The organism is Micromonospora sp. WMMD1120 (assembly GCF_029626235.1).
Taxonomy (GTDB): Bacteria; Actinomycetota; Actinomycetes; order Mycobacteriales; family Micromonosporaceae; genus Micromonospora.
Genome location: NZ_JARUBO010000005.1, coordinates 1,473,396 through 1,491,380, shown reverse-complemented (window position 1 = coordinate 1,491,380; position 17,985 = coordinate 1,473,396). Strand labels below are relative to the sequence as shown.

Here is a 17,985-nt window from a genome sequence, read left to right as displayed (position 1 = left end):
TGGGGAGGGGCTGAGATGGCGGGCGAGACGGGACTGTTCGTCTACGGGCTGGTGCCGTCCGACGTGGAGGCCACGTCCGACGCCGCCGGTGTCGGCGACCCGCCCGGCGACGTGACGGTGATCCGGCACGGCGACCTCGGCGCCCTGGTGAGCGAGGTGCCACTGGACGCGCCGCTCGGCCGGTCGGCGGACCTGCGGGCGTACCAGGAGCTGCTGGACGGTACGGCGGCGGTCGCCCCGGTGCTGCCGGTGCGGTTCGGCACGGTGGTCACCGGTCCGGACGCGGTGCTGGATCTGCTCCGACCGCACCACGACCGGTTCGCCGCCGCGCTCGCGGAGTTCGAGGGCCGGGTCCAGTACGTCGTGCACGGACGCTTTGACGAGCGGGCGCTGCTGCGCGGCATCCTGGACGAGAACCCGGCCGCCGCCCGGCTCGCCGAGCAGGTCCGCGGCCGGGCCGAGGCGGCCAGCCGGGAACCCCGCATCCGGCTCGGCGAGCTGATCAGCCAGGCGGTGGAGCTGCGCCGGGAGGCGGAGAACCGGCGGCTGCTCGACGTCGTGGCCGACCACGTCAGCTCCACCGAGCTGCGTCCGCCCAGCCACGAGATGGACGCGGTGCACGTCGCGCTGCTGGTCGACAGCGACCGCGCGAACGCCCTGGTGGACGCGCTGGAGGAGTTCGCGCAGCAGCGGCGGGGTCTGTTGCGGTTGCGGCTGCTCGGGCCGCTCGCCCCGTACGACTTCGTGGCCGCGCACCAGTTGGCGGGCTGACCGGTGGACCTGCTCTGGGCGCTGCTGACCCTGCCGTACGCGCCGGTGCGCGGGCTGACCGCGGCGGTCAAGGTGGTCGCCCGCGAGGCCGAGTCACGGCAGCGGAATCCGGTCAACGTCCGGCGCGAGTTGGAGGAGTTGGACGCCGCGGTGGCGGCCGGCGAGCTGACTCCCGACGAACGCGACCGGGCCGAGCAGCGGGTCCTGGACCGGCTCACCGGCGGTGTGCGTCGGCCGCCACCGCGCGGCCCGGCACGCGAGGAAGGAGTGCGCCATGACCGACGACGCGCGGGCCCGGCGGCGTGACCCGGCCGCCGAGGGTTACCCCGACGACGAGTACGTGGAGCCGGTGACGGCCGCCGAGGCGGCGCGGGCGGGGCAACGGCAGCTCGTCGAGTTGACCGGCCGCGAGGGGTCCGTCACCACGTCGCTGGAGGCCACCGAGGACGGCTGGCTGGTCGGCGTGGAGGTCGTCGAAACGCGGCGCATCCCCAACTCCACCGACCTGCTCGGCCTCTACGAGGTGGAGCTGGACGTCGAGGGCAACCTGCTCGGCTATCGGCGGGTGCGCCGCTACCAGCGCGGGAAGGGCGAGGTGGGCTGAGATGACAGCGGGGCAGCAGCCGTCGGTGGTGCAGAACTCGGGTCAGGTGCTGCCCGCCGGTCACGAGCCGGCGAACCTGGGCGACATCCTGGAGCGGGTGCTGGACCGGGGCATCGTGATCGCCGGTGACATCCGGGTCAGCCTGCTCGACATCGAGCTGTTGACGTTGAAGCTGCGGCTGGTCATCGCGTCCGTCGACACCGCACGGCAGATCGGCATCGACTGGTGGGAGCACGACCCGTGGCTCAGCTCCCGCGCCCGTCCCCCGGTCGAGCCGGGCCCGCGTGACCCGGAGGAGGTCGAAGCGGAGCGCAGACCCCGGGTGGCGGCCCGAACGCTGCGCCGCGACGCGGAAGCGGAGGAGTGGGATGGGTTCGATGGTTGAGTCCGAGCCGCCCAACCCGGCGGTCGGGGCCTGGTTGCACGGCGTGGTTCCGGAGGCCGGGCCGGCCGGGCACGGCGACGGGGCGTTCGGGCCGGCGGCCCTGGCCGGGATCGTGGGAATGGACGGTGGCCGGGTGCGCGCGGTGTCCGCCGCCGGCCTGGTCGCCGTGGTCAGCGCCGCCCCCCTCGCCGAGTACGGCGAGCAGGCGCTCCGCCGCAACCTGGAGGATCTGGCCTGGCTGGAACGGGCCGCCCGCGCGCACCACGCGGTGGTGGCGGCGTTGGCGCGGCGCGGGCCGGTGGTGCCGGCGCGACTCGCCACGGTGCACACCGACGACGAGCGGGTGGCCCGTTCCCTCACCGCCCGCCGCGCCGAACTGCTCGCCACACTGGACCGGCTCACCGGGCGCGGCGAGTGGGGCGTCAAGGGCTACCTGGTGCCGGGTGCGCCCGCCGTGGACCCGGAACCGGTCGGCGCGGGCGGGGTGGGTACGGCGTACCTGCGGCGTCGACGCGCCCAGCTCACCGCCCGGGAGCAGGGTCATCGGTCGGCCGACGCCGCCGCCGAGGCGGTGCACGACGCCCTGTGCCAGGTGGCCGTGTCCGGCCGGCGGCACGCCCCGCAGGACCGGCGGCTGTCCGGGGCGTCCGCCCCGATGGTGCTCAACGGGGCGTACCTGGTCGACGTCTCGGCGTTGCCCCGCTTCACCGAGCTGGTCGGGTCGTTGGGTGGCCGACACCCGGGCCTGCGCCTGGAGCTGACCGGCCCGTGGCCGGCGTACTCGTTCGTCACGGACCGGCCGGAGCCCGCCCTGACCGTACGGCAGCCGGCGTGACCACCACGCTCGCGCCCAGCAGCGCGGACGACCCGTCGGCGTACCGGCCGGTCGCCCTTGTCGACCTGCTCGACCGGGTCCTCGCCAGCGGTGTGGTGATCAGCGGGGACCTCACCCTGGCCATCGCCGACGTGGATCTGGTCCGGATCTCGCTGCGCGCGCTGGTCGCCTCGGTGGACGCCCTGACCCCGACGGAGGACGCCCGGTGAGCACGCGGGACGAGGCGGCCGAGTTGGCCGCCGCGCTGGGCGCACGGTCGTGGCAGCCGCCCCGGGTGACGCCGCTGGACCGCCGGATCGAGGTGGACCGGAACTCGGTCGAGCGGGGACTGGCGAGCCTGGTGCTCACCGTGGTCGAGCTGCTGCGCCAGCTCATGGAACGGCAGGCCCTGCGCCGGGTGGACGTCGGGGACCTCACCGCGGAGCAGATCGAGCGCATCGGGGTGACGCTGCTGGCCCTGGAGGAGCAGATGGTCGGGCTGCGTGAGCACTTCGGGCTCGCCCCGGAGGACCTGAACGTCGACCTCGGCCCACTCGGCCCGCTCCTGCCCACCGACTGACGGCTCACTCCCGCCCGGCGGCGTACGCGGCCAGCCAGGCGACCTGGCCCGGGTCCAGCGACGGGCGTACCCGGGCCCGCGCTGTCGCCACGTGCGCGGCGGTGACGGTGGCGGCGGCGAGCGACTCCCGCATCGCGGCCAGCGCCGCCTCCCGGACCAGCGCCGCGCAGTCCGCGGCGGAGAAGCCGGACAGCTCCTCGCCGAGGGCGGCCAGGTCCACGTCCGGCGCCAACGGCACCTGCCGGGACGCGGCCCGCAGGATCTCCGCACGGGCCGGCCCGTCCGGTGGCGGCACGTAGACCAGCCGCTCCAACCGGCCGGGGCGCAGCAGCGCCGGGTCGATGAGGTCCGGCCGGTTCGTCGCGCCGACCACCACGACGTTGCGCAGCGTCTCCACCCCGTCCAGTTCGGTGAGCAGGGCGGCGACCACCCGGTCCGTGGTGCCGCCGTCGGTGGCCTGGCCGCGTACCGGGGCCAACGCGTCCACCTCGTCCAGGAAGATCAGCGTGGGGGCCGCCTCCCGGGCCCGGCGGAACAGCTCGCGGACGGCGCGTTCGCTCTCGCCGACCCACTTGGAGAGCAGCTCCGCGCCCTTCACCGACAGCACGTTCGCCCGCCCCGACCCGGCGAGGGCGGTGACCAGGTAGGTCTTGCCGCAGCCTGGCGGCCCGTAGAGCAGCACACCACGCGGCGGTCGCACCCCGAGCCGGGCGAAGGTGTCCGGGTAGGTGAGCGGCCACAGCACCGACTCGGTGAGCGTCTGCTTGACCTCGTCCAGGCCACCCACGTCGTCGAGGGTCACCGACGCGAGGTCCAGGGTGGAGGCGGCCATCGTGGTGGGGCGTACCACCTCCAGGGCGGCGGTGAAGTCGGCCATCGACACCGTCGGCGTCGCCGCCGACTTCTGCCGCAACGCCGCGCGTACCCCGGCCTCCCGGACCAACGCGGCCAGGTCCGCCGCGACGAACCCCGGGGTACGCGCGGCCACCTCGTCGAGCCGGACGTCGTCGGCGAGCGGCACCTGCCGGGTCAGCACGGTGAGCTGTTCGCGGCGCATCGGCTGGTCCGGAAGCGGGACGTTGATCCGCAGCGACAGCAGGTCGGGGGCGCGCAGCGCGGGGTCCACGGCCTCCGGTCGGCCGGTCGCGCAGACCACCGCGACACCGGCGCGGACGCAGTCCGCCAGCACCTGGCGGAACACCGTCGCCACCGGACCGGGATCGTCCGCCGGGGCGAGCGCCTCGACGTCGGTGACCAGCAGCACCGCCGGACCGCCGGAGCGGGCCGCCCGGCCCGCGTCGCGCAGCCGCTCGGCGGCGGCCTGGTTGGCGAGCGCGGCCACCTCGGGCGCCCAGAGCGGGTGGACGCGGGCGCCGACCCGCGCGGCGACGGCCCGGACCAGCGCCGCCTTCCCGGACCCCGCCGGGCCGACGAGCAGCACCCCCAGCGAGACGGTGGTGCCCAGCCGACCCAGCACCTCACGGTGGTGGAAGCCGAGGTCGAGCAGTTCGGTCAGCTCCTCCGCCTGCGCCCGCAGGCCGGGCAGCTCGTCCACGTCGGGCGCGTCGTCAGTGCCGACCTCCACCGCGCCGCCGGACGTTCGGGCCGGTGCGACACCGGCCGCTGCGGGGCCGGTGTGCGTCACCGCGCGGTGCTCCCAACCGACCGCCGTGCCCATGGTGACCAGCGCACCGGCGGCCGGCTCGACCGCCACCACCCGCAGCAGGGTGCTGGTCCAGGCGACACCAACGGTGTTGGCCAGGCTGCGTCGGGCCGCCTCGACCAGGCCGCGTACCGAGGCGTCCGGCAGCACGTCCTGCGGCAGCAGCGACACGTCGTCGCCGGCGGTGAGCACCTTGCCCAGCAGGGCGAGCCGGAGCATCTCAGGGCTCACCGCCGCGACCACCTCGACCGGGCCGGCCAGGACGACCCGGTCGGCCGAAGCCAGCGGCACCGGGCTCACCCGCACCTGGCCCCCGTCGCGCAGACCCAGGTTGCCCAGCGTCAGGTCGTCCGCGTACAGCAGGAGGTTGCTCGCTGCCGGCTCGGCCGCCGCGGCGATGCCGGCCGTCTCCCGGCGGCCGGCCAGCCGGACCGGGTCGCCGGGACGCAGCCCCAGCGCGGTGAGGGCCTCCGGATGCAGTCGCACGATGCCCCGTCGGGCGTCCAGCGCGGCCGGCCGCAGGCTCGCCGTCAGGGTCAGCTCGGGTTGCGCCACCGCCCGACCGTAGCCGCCTCCGGCCAACCACGCGGTCAGCGGCGCGGATCCAGCTCGTCCAGCAGCGACGGGTCGCGGCGGATCAGCTCGGCCAACCGGGCCGCCGGGTCCGGGTTCAGGCCGTCCGGGCCGGGCGCCCACGCGGGCACCGTCCGGCCGGAGAGCGGCCAGGTCGGCGGGGGTTGCACAGGGGCCGCCGGGGGCACCGGTCCGACGCTCACCGCCGGTCCGTCCCAGCGGACCCGCAACGGGTACGTCCGCCCGGCGTGCTCCACCTGCACCGTCACGGCCAGCCCGGGGTGGGCGCCGACGACCTGACGGACCGCCTCGGCCACCTCCTCGACCGGCCCCCAGCCGGGCACGTCGTCCGAGGTGTCCGGCTCCGCGTGCCGGCCCGACCCGGGGTTGCGGGCGCTGCCGGCGGCGGGTCGGGGAGGACCCGACCGTGCGGCGGCGGTGTCGTCACTGTCGGTGGCCCGACGGCGCCGCGCCTCCTCGCGCCGCGCCAGCCGGGCCAGCGTCTCGTCCAGGTCGCCCCTCACCAGATCACCCCTTCCCGCCACGACCGGAGCCGGTCGGCTCAGGTCCTCCTGTCCCGGGTGGCGCGTTCCAACGCCCGGTCCAGGACCACCAGCAGAGCGTCCCGCACCGAGAGCCGGTCCCGCGCGTCGAACTGCACCAGGGGTACGTGGTCGCCGATGGCCAGCGCCCAACGGATCTCGCCGAGTTCCAGGGCCAACCGCCCGTCGAACGCGTTGACCCCGACGACGAACGGCAGGCCGGCCCGCTCGAAGAAGTCGACAGCCGGAAAGCAGTCGTCCAGCCGGGCGCTGTCCACCACCACCAGCGCGCCCAACGCCCCCCGGGCGAGGTCGTCCCACATGAAGCCGAACCGGGCCTGCCCCGGCGTACCGAACAGGTAGAGCTTGAGGCTGCGGTCGATCGTCACGCAGCCGAAGTCCATCGCCACTGTGGTGGTGGTCTTGCCGGACCGGGCACCGGGGTCGTCCACGCCGATCCCGGCGGTGGTCATCTCGGCCTCGGTGGTCAGCGGAGCGATTTCGGAGATCGCACCGACGGTGGTGGTCTTGCCCACCCCGAAACCACCGGCGACCAGGATCTTGACCGGGATCGGCGGCGCTGTCGACCGGCCGGTCGGTGGCGGCGCGGACGCCGGACCGGACGGCGCCCGGTACGGCGGCGGGGCGCTCGGTTGTGGGCTGGCCCGCCCGACGACGGGCCCGGTGGTCGGGGACGTGCCGTAACGGGCGGCGGCGCTGTTCGCGGCGACCCCGCCGAGCGGGGGGACCGGCCATTCAGGAGATCGCACGGAGTCCATCAATCACTCGCAGGATGAGGTCGGGGTCGACAGCGCTGTCGGTGTCGGTGACGTGCACGTCCAGGTGCCCGGCGGCACTCAGGTCGCCGACCAGGACCCGGGTCACGCCGAACTGGAGTCGGGTCCGGGCGGAGATCTCCGCCACCGAGATCGGTTCGGCGCAGAGCGCGATGATCGCCTGGAGTTCGGGCGCCAGCAGCGCGTGCGGAGAGCCGGTCCACCAGCCGCCGTCCGCGCGGACTGTCACCTGCGTCTCCAGCCCGATCGCCGGGTCCGCGCCCGCCACCCGGCCGGAGGTGAGCACGAACGGGCGGGGCCCCGAGGGCCGCTCCTCGTCCGGCGTGGGCAGGGCCGGAGCCGAGCCGTCCCCGGTCGGTGGCGTACGCAGGTACGGGCGGATGCGGACCCTCGGTTCCGGGTCCGGATCCTCGCCGGCGACGTCGGGCGTCACTGCTGGACGGCGTTCTTCAACTCGGCGATCAGCCGTGGCGTCAGGGCGCCACCGGCCCGGCCCGCGAAGAGCGTCATCTCGTACGCGACGGTGCCCAGGTTCGCCGACCGGTCGGCGACCACCCCCAGCACGGAGCCGCTGCTGATCGAGCTGATCAGCAGGTAACCGTCGGCCATGTCGACGATCACCCGGTTCAGCCCGCCCAGCGCGTACCAGCTGGCCGCCCCGCCGGCGAGGCTGGTCATGCCGGACACCACGGCGGCCAGCCGCTCGGCGTTGGACCGGTCCTTGATCGCCGACATGGCCATCAGCAGTCCGTCGGAGGAGACGGCGATCGCCTCCACGACCCCGGCCGTGCTGGAGGTGAAGGAGTCCAACAGCCAGTTGAACGTACGGGCCTCGGGGCTGAGGTCCCCATTCGCGCCGGGCTGGCTCTGGTCGACGTTCTCGTGCAGGAAGGGGCTGGTCACCGTGATGATCCTTCTTCGTTCCGGTAGTCGGGGCTGATGTCGCGGAGAGCGCGGGCGACGCCCTCCTCGAACTCGTTGATCAGGGCGCGGACCTCGGCCGGGTCACCGAGGTGGGGGCTGGGCGGTTGGCACGCCGGCACGGTGCTCAGGTTGGCCCCCGGCACCCGCCGATTGAGTCGGGGGCGTTGCGGGGCGCTGTCGACCGGGCCGCCGCCGATCGTCACAGTGGGACCGGCGCCGCCCGGCGTGCTCGGCAGGTCGACAGTCACCGTCAGCTCGGCTCGGCGTACGCCGGCCTGGAACGCCTCGACGAGCGCCTGGGCGGCGGCGGGGTCCGCGTCGGTGACGTCCACCGGCCGGGCCGGCGCGGTGCTGGCGGGCAGGCTGGCACCCGGCACCCGTTGCCGGACCCGGGGCGCGGCCGGCTTGCTCGCCGGTTGCGCCGCTTCGGCTTCGGTCCCGGCGGCCTGCTCCGACCGGCTCCGGCCGAACGCGTCCCAGGACGGGGCGGCGTCCAGGCTGCGGGTGGCCCGGTCGAGCAGGTCCGAGTCGAAGCGGGCGGCCACCGCCACCGCAGTCCGGGCCTGCGGGTCCGGCTCGCCGTCGAGCGGTGCCGCCGTGGGCCGCGCCGGCACGGCGGCGCGGGCCACCGCGACACCGGCGCGCTCGGCGGTGCGGTGCGGCACCAGTGACGTCGACGGGATCTCCATCTGCGCGGTGATCCCTCCACCGCCGGTGGCGGACAGCTCGACCACCCACCCGTGACGGCGGGCCAGCCGGCCCACCACGAAGAGACCGAGCACCTCGGTCGGGGCGAGGTCGAGCCGTTCCCGGCGGGTGAGCCGGGCGTTCTCCTCGGCCAGCCGCTGCTCGCTCATCCCGATGCCGTGGTCCACCACCGTGATGCGGGCGCCGACGCCGGACGCCTCGGCGGACACCAGCACCCGGGTGTGCGGCGGGGAGAAGACCGTCGCGTTCTCCATCAGCTCGGCGAGCGCCAGGATCAGGTCACCGACCACCGCCGGCGCCGCGGCGAGGTCCGGCGGCACCCGCACCTCGACCCGGGTGTAGTCCTCGATCTCGCCGAGCGCCAGCCGGACGACGTCGGCCAGGGGCACCGGCGCGGTGTACGCGTCGGCGCCGGCCGACCCGGAGAGCACCACCAGGCTGCCCGCGTTGCGCCGCAACCGGCTGGAGATGTGGTCGAGTCGGTACAGGTGCTCCAGCCGACCCGGGTCGGCCTCCTGCTGCTCCAGCCGGTCGATCAGCGCGATCTGCCGACCGACCAGGTTCTGCGTACGCCGCCCGACGTGGCCGAACATCTGCGCGACGTTGCGTCGGCCGGCGACCTGCCGTTCGACGAGCCGGGCCGCGGTGTTCTGCACCCGGTCGAAGGCCCGTGCCAGGTCGCCGATCTCGTCGTTGGTGCGCACGTCCACCGGGTCCAACCGGACCGCTTGCGGGCTCTCCGTCTCGTCGTCGGTGACCCGGACCAGCTCCGCCTCGGCGACCCGGGCGACCCGGTCGGCCGAGCGGGTCAGGCGGGTCAGCGGCCGGGCGACGGTCCGCGCGACCGCCACGCTGAGCAGCACGACGAGTGTCAGGATCAGCGCCGCCGCGGCGCCGACCAGGTACGCGGCGGTCAGCGCGCGCCGCTGCTCGGCCGTCACCTCGGCGAGCACGTCGGCGACGATCTTCTTCTCCACGAACTGGCCGAGGCGGATCATCGTGCGGACGGCCGGGAACAGCGCCTCCATCGGCACCGGGCGGACCGCGGCGGCCGGGTCCCGGGCGCTTCTGACCAGGAAGTCGGGGCTGGTACGCGCGGCCACCGCCGCGTCGTTGAGCTGCGCCACGCTGAGTTGCTCGGGGGTGATCAGGCTGCGGAAGCGCGCGCTGTGGACCTGGAGCGCGGCGATGCACGCCACGTAACCGGAGGTGGTGTCCGGAGTGCCGACGGCCTTGACCAGCAGGCTCAGGGTGGCACAGGCGGCCAGCCCCTCGTCGGCGCGGAGCAGCCCGTCGAGCGCGAGCACCTGCCGGCCCGGCAACGTGTCGGTGTCCACCCCCACCACCAGCCGCAGCGAGTCGATGATCCCGAGGTTGACCGGGCCGAACGCGGTCATCACCTGTGCCGGCTTCGCCACCCGGGCCAGCACCGCCGTCCGTACGTCGACCAGGCTGGCCACCCCGTTGAGGGCCTGGTTCACCCGGCTGGTCAGCGCGTCGTTGCCACCCGCGCGGAGGTCGGCGATCCGGTCGTCCACGTCGGCGGACTTGCGGACCAGTTCGCTGCGGTCGACCCGGCCGAGCAGGTAACCGATGGAGAGGATGCGTTCCTGCTGGAGGTCCTGCACCAGGGTGCCGACCCGGCTGGCGAGGCGTACCCGCTCGGCGGTGTCGCCGGCCCGCTGCGCCGCGTCGACCCGGTCGAGCATCACCGGCACGGCCAGGCCGACCATGCTGAGCAGGGGGATCACCACGAGCAGCGCGAGTTTGCCGCGGATGCGGAGCCTACCGAGCAGCATCGAACGCCCCCCACTGCCCGGCCTCGTGCTCCCGGGCCGCGCCGGTCGGTTGCAGCGCACGGGCCTCGGGCGCCGGCGGTTGCCAGGCGTCCCGGCGCGCCGCCGTGTCGGCGTTCTCGGCGTGGGTCGCGGCAACTGTGGCCCGGCGTCGGGTCCGGCGGTCGGCGGTGACCAGCAGCGCGGCGAGCCAGCCGAGCAGCAGGACGGCGAGTGCTGCCGCGCCGGCGGCCAGCCAGCGGTCCCGGTCGAGGGTGTCGACGCGCTCGACCAGCAGCGCGTCCAACTCGGCGAGGATGACCGGCTGGAGTTGACGGGCCGAGCGGTGCGCGTTGAGCCCGGCGGCGGTCAACTGGGTCGAATCCACCACACCGGTGCTCCTGCCCGGTGTCGAGTACGCGGCCAGCGCCTCCACCGAGCGCTGGTACGTGTCCAGCGGGGTCAGCACGTTGGCGCCCAGATCGGTGCTCTCGGAGCCGTCCACGGCGGAGCGCAGGTTGTCGACGAGGTCGGCGGCGGGGCCGAGGGCGGCCACCCGGAGGCCGGTCAACTCCAGCAGGCCGCGCTGTTGCTCGGCGGCGGGACGGCGTGCCACCAGGGTGCCCAGGTCGGTGAGGCGACCGGCGGCGACCACCGCCTCGGGTAGCTGCTGACCGGCGCTGTCCTGGAGGAAGAAGGAGTCGGCCTGCGGGTCGCGGACCAGGCCGGAAGTCTCCCGGACCTTCTGGTGCAGGGCCAGCAGCAGGTCGGCGGCCTCGCCGTAGGCGGTGTACGCGGCCTCCGGGTCGGTGCCACCACCGCGCAGCGCCTCCAGCTTGGCGCGTACGCCGGCCCACCGCTCCTGACTGAGTAGTTCGACGCCGATGCGGGCATCGACGGCGGCGGCCCGCTCGACGGCGCGGTCCAGCGCCTCCCGGGGGACCGGGCGGCCGTTGACCGCGGCGGACTGGGCCTCCACGAGGGCGTCGGTCACCGGGGCCAGCGCGCCGAGGTACTGCACGCCGAGCCGTTCCCGAGCGGCCAGATCCCGGTCGTCGGCGGCCTGCCGCCAGGTGGTGGCGGCGAGCAGACCCAGCGGTGCCAGTAGCGCCCCGATGAGCAGCAGGGGCAGTAGTCGGCCCAGGGTGGTCGACCGTCGACGGGCCCGCGGCGCGGGGACTGTCATTGATGTCTCCTCCGGCGTGCGGCGGGGATCGGCACGGTGCCGGACCAGCCGACGAAGTCCCGTGCACCGGACCGGAAAACTAATCGAACCCCCCACTGGTCAGGCCCCGGCCAGCGAGTCAGGTTTGCGTCAGTTCGATCGATGTCACCATTTGTCCTCGTTGCCGGCACGTTCTGTAGTGCTCTCAGGTGTGACATGGAGGGATCGAGGTGGATATCCGAGGAACATCGGAATTCACGGGATCCGAAGTCAACTCACTGGGTCGCAGCCGACGGTGGAGGCTCGCCCCCCGGCCGGCACCGATCGGGCCAACCGGACAGACGTACGGCGGATCTCAGCCAACGCTCAGGCGGCGGGCCGTACCGTGTGCCGCATGACAACGCCGTCGCCGGCCGCGTGGTTCCGGCGTGCCCTCCCCACCCGCCGCCGTGCGATCGCCGCTCTGGCGGTCGTCGTGCTGGTGGCCGCCGCCGTCGGCTGGGCGGCCTGGCCGCAGGGACCGGGTGTACGCACCGAGAGCGCGATGCTCACCGTCCGCTCCGGACCGTCCGGCGACCAGCCGGTGGACCTGGACACCACCCTCTATCTGCCGGACGACGCCTCGGCCGGTCGCAAGGTCCCGGCGGTCCTGCTCGCGCACGGGTTCGGCGGCACGAAGGAGTCGGTGCGCTCCGACGCGGAGGAGTTCGCCGGGCGCGGCTACGCGGTGCTGACCTGGACCGCGCGGGGTTTCGGCCGCAGCGGCGGGGAGATCCACCTGGACAGCCCGGACTACGAGGTACGGGACGCGTCCGGGCTGCTGGACTGGTTGGCCGCCCGCCCCGAGGTGCGTACCGACGCCGCCGGTGACCCCCGGGTCGGCGTGGTCGGCGGCTCGTACGGTGGCGGCCTGGCGCTGCTGCTGGCCGCCCAGGACCGGCGGGTCGACGCGATCGTCCCGATGATCACCTGGAACGACCTGTCCCGGGCGTTCCTGCCGGAGAGCACCGGTGGGGCGCCGACCGAGGGCGTCTTCAAGAAGGGGTGGGCCGGCCTCTTCTTCGGTGGTGGCGGCAACGTGGGCTCCGGCCCGGCAGGTGTGTCGGGTGTGACCGCCGCCCAGCCGCAGGGCGCGCCGGCGTCGGCCGGCCCGCCCAGCCCCGACCCGGGCGCCGGGCCGGGCACCGGTCCCAGCACCGCCCCGAGTGGTGCGGGCAATCCGTCCTGCGGGCGGTTCGCCGCCGACGTGTGCGCCGCGTACCTGCGCATCGCCACCACCGGACGCGCCGACCAGGCCGCCGTGGACCTGCTGCGCCGGTCCAGCCCGGCGGGCGTGCTGGACCGGATCACGGCGCCCACCCTGCTGGTGCAGGGCGAGGCGGACACCCTCTTCCCGCTCGCCGAGGCGGACGCCAACGCGCGCGGCATCGCCGCCACCGGCACCCCGGTCCGGGTCGCCTGGTTCACCGGCGGGCACGACGGCGGCGCCGGGCCCCGATCCGACTCCGACCGGGTGAAGTTCCTGACCGTGCAGTGGCTCGACCACTACGTCAAGGGCGAGGGCGACGCGCCGGGCGACGACTTCACCTGGTCCCGGATCGCCGGCTTCGACGCGCTCGACCGCGGGCTGGTCGCCACCGGGTTCCGCCGCGCCGACTACCCCGGCCTGGCCGGCAACAGCCGCCGGGAGGTGGCGGTGGTCGGCCCGGCCCAGCCGATCGCGAACCCACCGAACGGCAACCCGGCCGCCATCTCGTCGCTCCCGTTCGCGGGCGGGCTCACCTCGCTGCTCGACGGGGTGGCCGGTGACGTGCCCGGCCAGCACGCCCGGTTCGAGTCCGCCCCGCTGACCGAGGCGGTCGACATCGCCGGCGCGCCCACCGTCACGGTGCGGGCCGCGTCGCCGACCGGGGAGGCGGTGCTCTTCGTCAAGCTCTACGACGTCGACCCGGACGGCGCGGCGACCCTGCCGAACGGCCTGGTCGCCCCGATCCGCCTCACCGGCCTGCCGCAGCGGGTGCAGGACGCCCGACCGGTCACCGTGACGCTGCCCGGCATCGTCCGCCGGGTGGAGGCCGGCCACCGGTTGCGCCTGGTGGTGGCCACCTCCGACCAGGCGTACACCACGCCGGCCGAGCCCACCGTCTACACGGTGGCGGCGGACGGCGCCGTCACACTGCCCACCGTCGACGGCGAGCCGATCCCCACCGCCGCGACCGTCTGGCGTTGGGTGCTCGGCGGCCTGCTCGCGGCCATCGCGGTCGGGCTCGTCGTGGTCGTCGCCGTGGTCCGCCGCCGGCACCGCCGCCAGGACCGCTCGGTGCATCCGGAGTACGCGGACACCCCGCTGGCCGTGCGCGCGCTGCGCAAGGAGTACGCGGACGGCTTCGTCGCCGTGTCGAACGTGGACTTCGAGGTGCACCCCGGGCAGGTGGTGGGCCTGCTCGGGCCGAACGGCGCCGGAAAGACGACCACCCTGCGGGTGCTGATGGGGCTGACCCAGCCGACGGCGGGGGAGATCTACGTCTTCGGTCGCCGGTTGGTGCCCGGCTCGCCGGTGCTGTCCCGGATCGGCGCGCTGGTGGAGGGGCCGGGCTTCCTGCCGCACCTGTCCGGGTTGGACAACCTCAAGGCGTACTGGCGGGCCACCGGCCGGCCGTGGGAGGACGCGCGGTTCGACCAGGCGCTGGAGATCGCCGGGCTGGGCGACTCCGTACACCGGAAGATCAAGAACTACAGCCACGGGATGCGTCAGCGGCTGGCCATCGCCCAGGCCATGCTCGGCCTGCCCGAGTTGCTGGTGCTGGACGAGCCGACCGACGGGCTCGACCCGCCGCAGATCGCCGAGATGCGCCGGGTGCTCCAGCGGTACGCCACCGACGGCCGGGCGGTGCTGGTCTCCAGCCACCTGCTGGCCGAGGTGGAGCAGACCTGCACGCACGCGGTGGTGGTGAACAAGGGCCGGATCGTGGCGTCCGGGCCGGTGGAGGAGATCGTCGGCGAGTCGCCGAGCGTGCTCTTCGACGTCAGCGACCCGGTCGCGGCCCGTGCCGTGCTGGACCGGCTGCACGGTGTCCGGGTGTTGCCGGAGAGCGACGGTCAGCTCGTGGTCGACACCAACGGCACGGCCCGCAGCGAGGTCGTGGCGGAGTTGGTGCGCGCCGGTGTCGGGGTGGACCGGGTGGTGCCCCGGCGGCGCCTGGAGGACGCGTTCCTCGCCCTGGTGGGCGAGAACTCTCGGGGAAGCGGTGACCGGTGATGGCTGTTGCTGAAGCGGGCGAGGCCCGGGGTTACCGGCCCTCGGCCACCATGCCGTTCGGGGCGGAGTTCCGCCGGCAGGCGTCCCGGCGGCGGACCCAGTTGGCGCTCGGGTTCATGGTGCTGCTGCCGCTGATCATCCTGATCGCGTTCCAGTTCGACTCGGGCGGTGACGACGACAACGGGCGCAACGAGTTCTCCAGCCTGGTCGGGCTGGCCACCTCGGGCGGGCTCAACTTCACCCTGTTCTCGATCTTCGTCTCGGCGTCGTTCCTGCTGGTGGTGGTCGTCGCGCTGTTCTGCGGCGACACGGTGGCCAGCGAGGCGAGCTGGGGCAGTCTGCGTTACCTGTTGGCGGTACCGGTGCCCCGGGCCCGGTTGCTGGCGGTGAAGCTGCTGGTCGCGCTCACGTACTCGGGGCTGGCCCTGATCCTGCTGGCCGGGACGGCGCTGCTGGTCGGCACCCTGCGCTACGGCTGGTCGCCGCTACGCAGCACCGTCGCCGCCGAGTTGGAGCCGACCGAGGGGCTGCTCCGGCTGCTGGCCGTACTCGGTTATCTGGCGGTGGTCCTGCTGGTGGTCGCCGGCCTGGCGTTCCTGCTCTCGGTGACCACCGACGCCGCGCTGGGCGCGGTGGGTGGCGCGGTGCTGCTCTGGATCCTGTCCAGCATCCTGGATCAGATCACCGCCCTGGGCGCGCTGCGGGACTTCCTGCCGACACACTTCAGCACCGCCTGGCTCGGGCTGCTGTCGACACCGGTGCAGACCGACGACGTGGTACGCGGCAGCATCTCGGCGATCAGCTACGCGACGCTGTTCTGGGGCCTGGCCTTCTGGCGCTTCACCCGCAAGGACATCACGTCCTGATCAGGGCGTATGCGGTTACCCTCGGTCACCTCGCCGGGGGCGGATACCGAGTTGAACGGTATACCTCAGAGTCATATTTATGACTCTGAGGTATACCGCTGAACAGGACCCACCGACGCAGCGAACCAGGCTCAGAGGCGGCTGTCCGGCGGGCTCACCGACGACGGCACCGCGCTGGGTGCCGGCGGCGGGGCCGGTCGCGTCGGTGCGGGCGTCGACGGGTCGGCCTTCTTCCAGGCGCTCACGCCGATCCGGCCGGTGTTGCCCAGGTCGATCGGCCCGTCCGGGTCCACCTCGTCGGCCGGCCGACCGGCGGCGGGGGCCACCGTCAGGAATTCTCCGGTGGTGGCCACCACAGTCGAGTCGGTGACCAGGTTGCGCCAGAGCACCACGGCGGTGGCCCGCTCACCGGGGGCGAGGGTGACCGGCCGGGGCGGCTGGTCGAAGCCTGAGGTGATCTCCTTGGCGCCGTTGACCACCCGCAGCAGGATCGGCTCCCGCTGCTCGTCGAAGACGTGCGGCACCGGGTACCCGTTGAGCTGGTAGGGGCGGTCGCCGCAGTTGACCAGCTCCAGCCCGAGCGCGCGCAGGCCCATCGCGGCATCCGACCCGGTCGACCGGACCCGGACGCCGGTGACCGGGCACTCGGCCGGCGGATCGACGCTCGTCGTGGCGCTGGGCGGGGGCGGCGGTGGGTACGTGGGGTCGCCGCCCTGACCCCGGTGGTCACTGTCGGTGCACGCGCCGAGGAGGAGAGCCGCAGCCAAGGTCACGCCAGCCCGTAGCCCGACGCCACCCCGAAAGATCATGACCCTGAGCGTTCCACACCCGCGTCGATCTTGTAGTTGCGGATGCCGGTGCGCGTGTAATGCCCCTTGTGCCGGGGCAGCAAGTGCAAGATCCCAGGGGTGGCGCGGCTCAACCTGCTTTTGGGACTCATCGGGTCGTCAGGGTCGGGCCGTGCACGACCCGCCGGGGTGGTCGGCCGGCAGGGCGCAGCGGGCGCCGTCGGGCAGACGGTGGTCACACCAGACACGGGTACGCACCAACTGGCGGTCCTCCTCGCTCAACGTCGTCTCGCCGAAGTCGATCGCGAGCACGTGCCCGAGGGAGTGACGTAGCGCCATGGCCAGCGCCGCCGCCTCGTCGACCCGCCGCAGGGTGGTCGGCAGGTGGATGATCCAGTGCGGTTCCGTCACCGGGACCACCCGCTGTTCGGGGCGGTCGGGGTGCGCCGCGCGGGCCGGTAGGTCACTGTTGAACCGCCTTCCGTTCGATCCTGGTGCCGGGCGGCACCGGGGCGGGCGAGGTCGGCCGTCACCCACCCCGGGCCCTTCCTCTTCCGGAGGTCCGCCGGCACGTTTCAGGTGGTCGCGGGTTCCGCGCCGGACAACCCGCCGGTGTACGACGCGAGCGCGGCGACCGCCGCGGACAGGCTCTCGGTCATCAGCCCGAGCTGGTCGGCGGCCCGGTGCCACTGCCCGGCCGCCGTCTCGGTCACCGGGTCGCCGGGCCGGTCGTGCGGGTCGCCGTCGAGGAGTTGCCGCCCGGCAGCGCTGATCTGGGCCGGGAGCGCACCGATCCGGGCGGCCGCGCCGGCCAACTGGTCGCGGACGGTGTCCAGCACCTCGACCAGAGCGCCGATGGTGGCCCGGTCCTGGTGGCCGGCGTCGCTGCGCAGCAGGTGAATGCCGTCGCTGAGCTGCCGCTCCGCGTCGCCGGCCAGGTCGAGCGCGTCCTCACCGCTGCGGCGGGCGAGCCGGATCGCCGGGTGAGCGCACCCCGCCCCGGTCCGTTCCAGCAGTACGGCCGCAGCGGCAACGGCGAGGTACGTCTCGCGCAGCTCTGTCGTCACCTGCTCGACGGACCAGATCGCGTTTGCCGCCGGCACGTCCGCTGCCTCCGACACGGTCATGGATGGACTCCTCTGGTGGGGGTTACGGGGATGCCGGGGCAGCACAGGGGGGTGCCACCCCGGCGAACCGGGCGTGCCCGGGGTGAGCCGCCCCTTGTTTGCCGACGAGGGCCGCCTCGGCCTCAACATATGATGCCTAGTATCAGTAGCGCAACCCCTGAAACACCAAGAACTTGATGTCATAAGCGAAGAGTGGTCAGATGGTGGTGCCGACGAGGGAGTACCGCCATGTCTGTTACGCCGTTCTATGAGCGCATCGCCACTGAGATCCGCGATCGGATCAAGTCGGGCGACCTCAAGCCCGGCGACAAGCTGCCCTCGATTTCCGAACTGTGCGCGCACTACGGCGTCTCCACCCAGGTCATCCGCTCGGCCATGCTGACGCTGCGCGCCGAGGGGCTGGTCGAGGGGCATCAGGGTCGCGGCGTCTTCGTGCGAGATCGAAGTGGGGACCAGCGGTAGGCCCTGCTTGGAGCTATCTCGCGTGCCCTCGCCGCGCACGTTAGAGCCGCACTATCGGCGGATCATCTCTGGCAACGTCAGCGTCTCAACTGCTCAGGCAGCACTTCGAATACTGCGCGATCGAGGGCTGGTCGAGGGCCACCAGGGCAGGGGCACCTACGTAGCGGGACCATCGGAAATGC

Annotated in this window: 20 protein-coding genes; 10 read left to right on the top strand and 10 right to left on the bottom strand. The window is 74.0% G+C overall.

What is annotated here, in order from left to right; genetic code table 11:
• Nucleotides 1-15 precede the first annotated feature (15 nt).
• Genes O7634_RS07110 through O7634_RS07080 form a run of 7 tightly spaced genes read left to right on the top strand, consistent with a single transcriptional unit; the run spans nt 16 to nt 3,154 of the window.
• Nucleotides 16-771, top strand: coding sequence for a GvpL/GvpF family gas vesicle protein (locus O7634_RS07110; RefSeq protein WP_278149346.1), 756 nt, complete (start codon nt 16-18; stop codon nt 769-771).
• A gap of 3 nt (nt 772-774) precedes the next feature.
• On the top strand, nt 775-1,077 hold the full coding sequence (locus O7634_RS07105; protein ID WP_278149345.1) for a gas vesicle protein GvpG: 303 nt from the start codon (nt 775-777) through the stop codon (nt 1,075-1,077).
• The gene (locus O7634_RS07100; protein ID WP_278149344.1) at nt 1,046-1,375 is read left to right on the top strand and encodes a gas vesicle protein; all 330 of its coding nucleotides are present in this window, start codon (nt 1,046-1,048) and stop codon (nt 1,373-1,375) included. The genes O7634_RS07105 and O7634_RS07100 overlap by 32 nt, the downstream gene beginning before the upstream one ends.
• A 1-nt stretch (nt 1,376) precedes the next feature.
• Entirely contained in the window at nt 1,377-1,760 is a 384-nt protein-coding gene (locus O7634_RS07095; RefSeq protein WP_278149343.1) for a gas vesicle protein, read from the top strand.
• Nucleotides 1,753-2,595: a GvpL/GvpF family gas vesicle protein gene (locus O7634_RS07090; protein WP_278149342.1), complete on the top strand. Its 843-nt coding sequence runs from the start codon at nt 1,753-1,755 to the stop codon at nt 2,593-2,595. The genes O7634_RS07095 and O7634_RS07090 overlap by 8 nt, the downstream gene beginning before the upstream one ends.
• Nucleotides 2,592-2,804 carry a gas vesicle protein gene (locus O7634_RS07085; RefSeq protein WP_278149341.1) on the top strand — a complete coding sequence of 71 codons (213 nt, stop codon included), beginning with the start codon at nt 2,592-2,594 and terminating at the stop codon, nt 2,802-2,804. The genes O7634_RS07090 and O7634_RS07085 overlap by 4 nt, the downstream gene beginning before the upstream one ends.
• The gene (locus tag O7634_RS07080; protein WP_278149340.1) at nt 2,801-3,154 is read left to right on the top strand and encodes a gas vesicle protein K; all 354 of its coding nucleotides are present in this window, start codon (nt 2,801-2,803) and stop codon (nt 3,152-3,154) included. Before O7634_RS07085 ends, O7634_RS07080 begins: the two co-directional genes overlap by 4 nt.
• Nucleotides 3,155-3,158: 4 nt before the next feature.
• Here O7634_RS07080 and O7634_RS07075 read toward each other — a convergent pair whose 3' ends face one another.
• The 7 genes from O7634_RS07075 to O7634_RS07045 are packed head-to-tail and all read right to left on the bottom strand — an operon-like array spanning nt 3,159 to nt 11,322.
• A complete protein-coding gene (locus O7634_RS07075) occupies nt 3,159-5,372 on the bottom strand; it encodes an AAA family ATPase (RefSeq protein ID WP_278149339.1) in 2,214 nt (737 codons plus the stop codon).
• Between the two features lie 35 nt (nt 5,373-5,407).
• Nucleotides 5,408-5,914, bottom strand: coding sequence for a hypothetical protein (locus O7634_RS07070; RefSeq protein WP_278149338.1), 507 nt, complete (start codon nt 5,912-5,914; stop codon nt 5,408-5,410).
• Nucleotides 5,915-5,952: 38 nt separating this feature from the next.
• Nucleotides 5,953-6,711 (bottom strand): ATP/GTP-binding protein, encoded by a 759-nt coding sequence (locus tag O7634_RS07065; RefSeq protein ID WP_278149337.1) that lies wholly within the window; start codon nt 6,709-6,711, stop codon nt 5,953-5,955.
• The gene (locus O7634_RS07060) at nt 6,689-7,162 is read right to left on the bottom strand and encodes a DUF742 domain-containing protein (RefSeq protein WP_278149336.1); all 474 of its coding nucleotides are present in this window, start codon (nt 7,160-7,162) and stop codon (nt 6,689-6,691) included. The genes O7634_RS07065 and O7634_RS07060 overlap by 23 nt, the downstream gene beginning before the upstream one ends.
• The gene (locus tag O7634_RS07055; protein ID WP_278149335.1) at nt 7,159-7,632 is read right to left on the bottom strand and encodes a roadblock/LC7 domain-containing protein; all 474 of its coding nucleotides are present in this window, start codon (nt 7,630-7,632) and stop codon (nt 7,159-7,161) included. Before O7634_RS07055 ends, O7634_RS07060 begins: the two co-directional genes overlap by 4 nt.
• The gene (locus O7634_RS07050) at nt 7,629-10,160 is read right to left on the bottom strand and encodes a nitrate- and nitrite sensing domain-containing protein (protein ID WP_278149334.1); all 2,532 of its coding nucleotides are present in this window, start codon (nt 10,158-10,160) and stop codon (nt 7,629-7,631) included. Before O7634_RS07050 ends, O7634_RS07055 begins: the two co-directional genes overlap by 4 nt.
• Nucleotides 10,147-11,322 (bottom strand): hypothetical protein, encoded by a 1,176-nt coding sequence (locus O7634_RS07045; RefSeq protein ID WP_278149333.1) that lies wholly within the window; start codon nt 11,320-11,322, stop codon nt 10,147-10,149. The genes O7634_RS07050 and O7634_RS07045 overlap by 14 nt, the downstream gene beginning before the upstream one ends.
• Nucleotides 11,323-11,695: 373 nt before the next feature.
• Here O7634_RS07045 and O7634_RS07040 point away from each other — a divergent pair, with 373 nt between their 5' ends.
• The gene (locus O7634_RS07040) at nt 11,696-14,560 is read left to right on the top strand and encodes an alpha/beta fold hydrolase (RefSeq protein WP_278149332.1); all 2,865 of its coding nucleotides are present in this window, start codon (nt 11,696-11,698) and stop codon (nt 14,558-14,560) included.
• The gene (locus tag O7634_RS07035) at nt 14,560-15,426 is read left to right on the top strand and encodes an ABC transporter permease subunit (protein ID WP_278149331.1); all 867 of its coding nucleotides are present in this window, start codon (nt 14,560-14,562) and stop codon (nt 15,424-15,426) included. Before O7634_RS07040 ends, O7634_RS07035 begins: the two co-directional genes overlap by 1 nt.
• 131 nt (nt 15,427-15,557) lie before the next feature.
• Here the strand turns inward: O7634_RS07035 and O7634_RS07030 are convergent, their stop codons facing one another.
• The 3 genes from O7634_RS07030 to O7634_RS07020 form a co-directional block, all read right to left on the bottom strand.
• Nucleotides 15,558-16,235 carry a DUF4232 domain-containing protein gene (locus tag O7634_RS07030; protein WP_278149330.1) on the bottom strand — a complete coding sequence of 226 codons (678 nt, stop codon included), beginning with the start codon at nt 16,233-16,235 and terminating at the stop codon, nt 15,558-15,560.
• A 138-nt stretch (nt 16,236-16,373) separates the two neighbouring features.
• On the bottom strand, nt 16,374-16,634 hold the full coding sequence (locus O7634_RS07025) for a hypothetical protein (RefSeq protein ID WP_278149329.1): 261 nt from the start codon (nt 16,632-16,634) through the stop codon (nt 16,374-16,376).
• A 155-nt stretch (nt 16,635-16,789) separates the two neighbouring features.
• Nucleotides 16,790-17,341: a hypothetical protein gene (locus O7634_RS07020; RefSeq protein WP_278149328.1), complete on the bottom strand. Its 552-nt coding sequence runs from the start codon at nt 17,339-17,341 to the stop codon at nt 16,790-16,792.
• A gap of 228 nt (nt 17,342-17,569) precedes the next feature.
• Here O7634_RS07020 and O7634_RS07015 point away from each other — a divergent pair, with 228 nt between their 5' ends.
• On the top strand, nt 17,570-17,803 hold the full coding sequence (locus O7634_RS07015; protein ID WP_278149327.1) for a winged helix-turn-helix domain-containing protein: 234 nt from the start codon (nt 17,570-17,572) through the stop codon (nt 17,801-17,803).
• Nucleotides 17,804-17,985 lie beyond the last annotated feature (182 nt).

Coding starts and splice junctions, on each gene's coding strand:
- O7634_RS07015 (WP_278149327.1), top strand. CDS start 17,570: ATGTCTGTTACGCCGTTCTATGAGCGCATCGCCACTGAGATCCGCGAT.
- O7634_RS07100 (WP_278149344.1), top strand. CDS start 1,046: ATGACCGACGACGCGCGGGCCCGGCGGCGTGACCCGGCCGCCGAGGGT.
- O7634_RS07050 (WP_278149334.1), bottom strand. CDS start 10,160: ATGCTGCTCGGTAGGCTCCGCATCCGCGGCAAACTCGCGCTGCTCGTG.
- O7634_RS07035 (WP_278149331.1), top strand. CDS start 14,560: ATGGCTGTTGCTGAAGCGGGCGAGGCCCGGGGTTACCGGCCCTCGGCC.
- O7634_RS07095 (WP_278149343.1), top strand. CDS start 1,377: ATGACAGCGGGGCAGCAGCCGTCGGTGGTGCAGAACTCGGGTCAGGTG.
- O7634_RS07110 (WP_278149346.1), top strand. CDS start 16: ATGGCGGGCGAGACGGGACTGTTCGTCTACGGGCTGGTGCCGTCCGAC.
- O7634_RS07090 (WP_278149342.1), top strand. CDS start 1,753: ATGGTTGAGTCCGAGCCGCCCAACCCGGCGGTCGGGGCCTGGTTGCAC.
- O7634_RS07045 (WP_278149333.1), bottom strand. CDS start 11,322: ATGACAGTCCCCGCGCCGCGGGCCCGTCGACGGTCGACCACCCTGGGC.
- O7634_RS07040 (WP_278149332.1), top strand. CDS start 11,696: ATGACAACGCCGTCGCCGGCCGCGTGGTTCCGGCGTGCCCTCCCCACC.
- O7634_RS07065 (WP_278149337.1), bottom strand. CDS start 6,711: ATGGACTCCGTGCGATCTCCTGAATGGCCGGTCCCCCCGCTCGGCGGG.
- O7634_RS07020 (WP_278149328.1), bottom strand. CDS start 17,341: ATGACCGTGTCGGAGGCAGCGGACGTGCCGGCGGCAAACGCGATCTGG.
- O7634_RS07030 (WP_278149330.1), bottom strand. CDS start 16,235: ATGATCTTTCGGGGTGGCGTCGGGCTACGGGCTGGCGTGACCTTGGCT.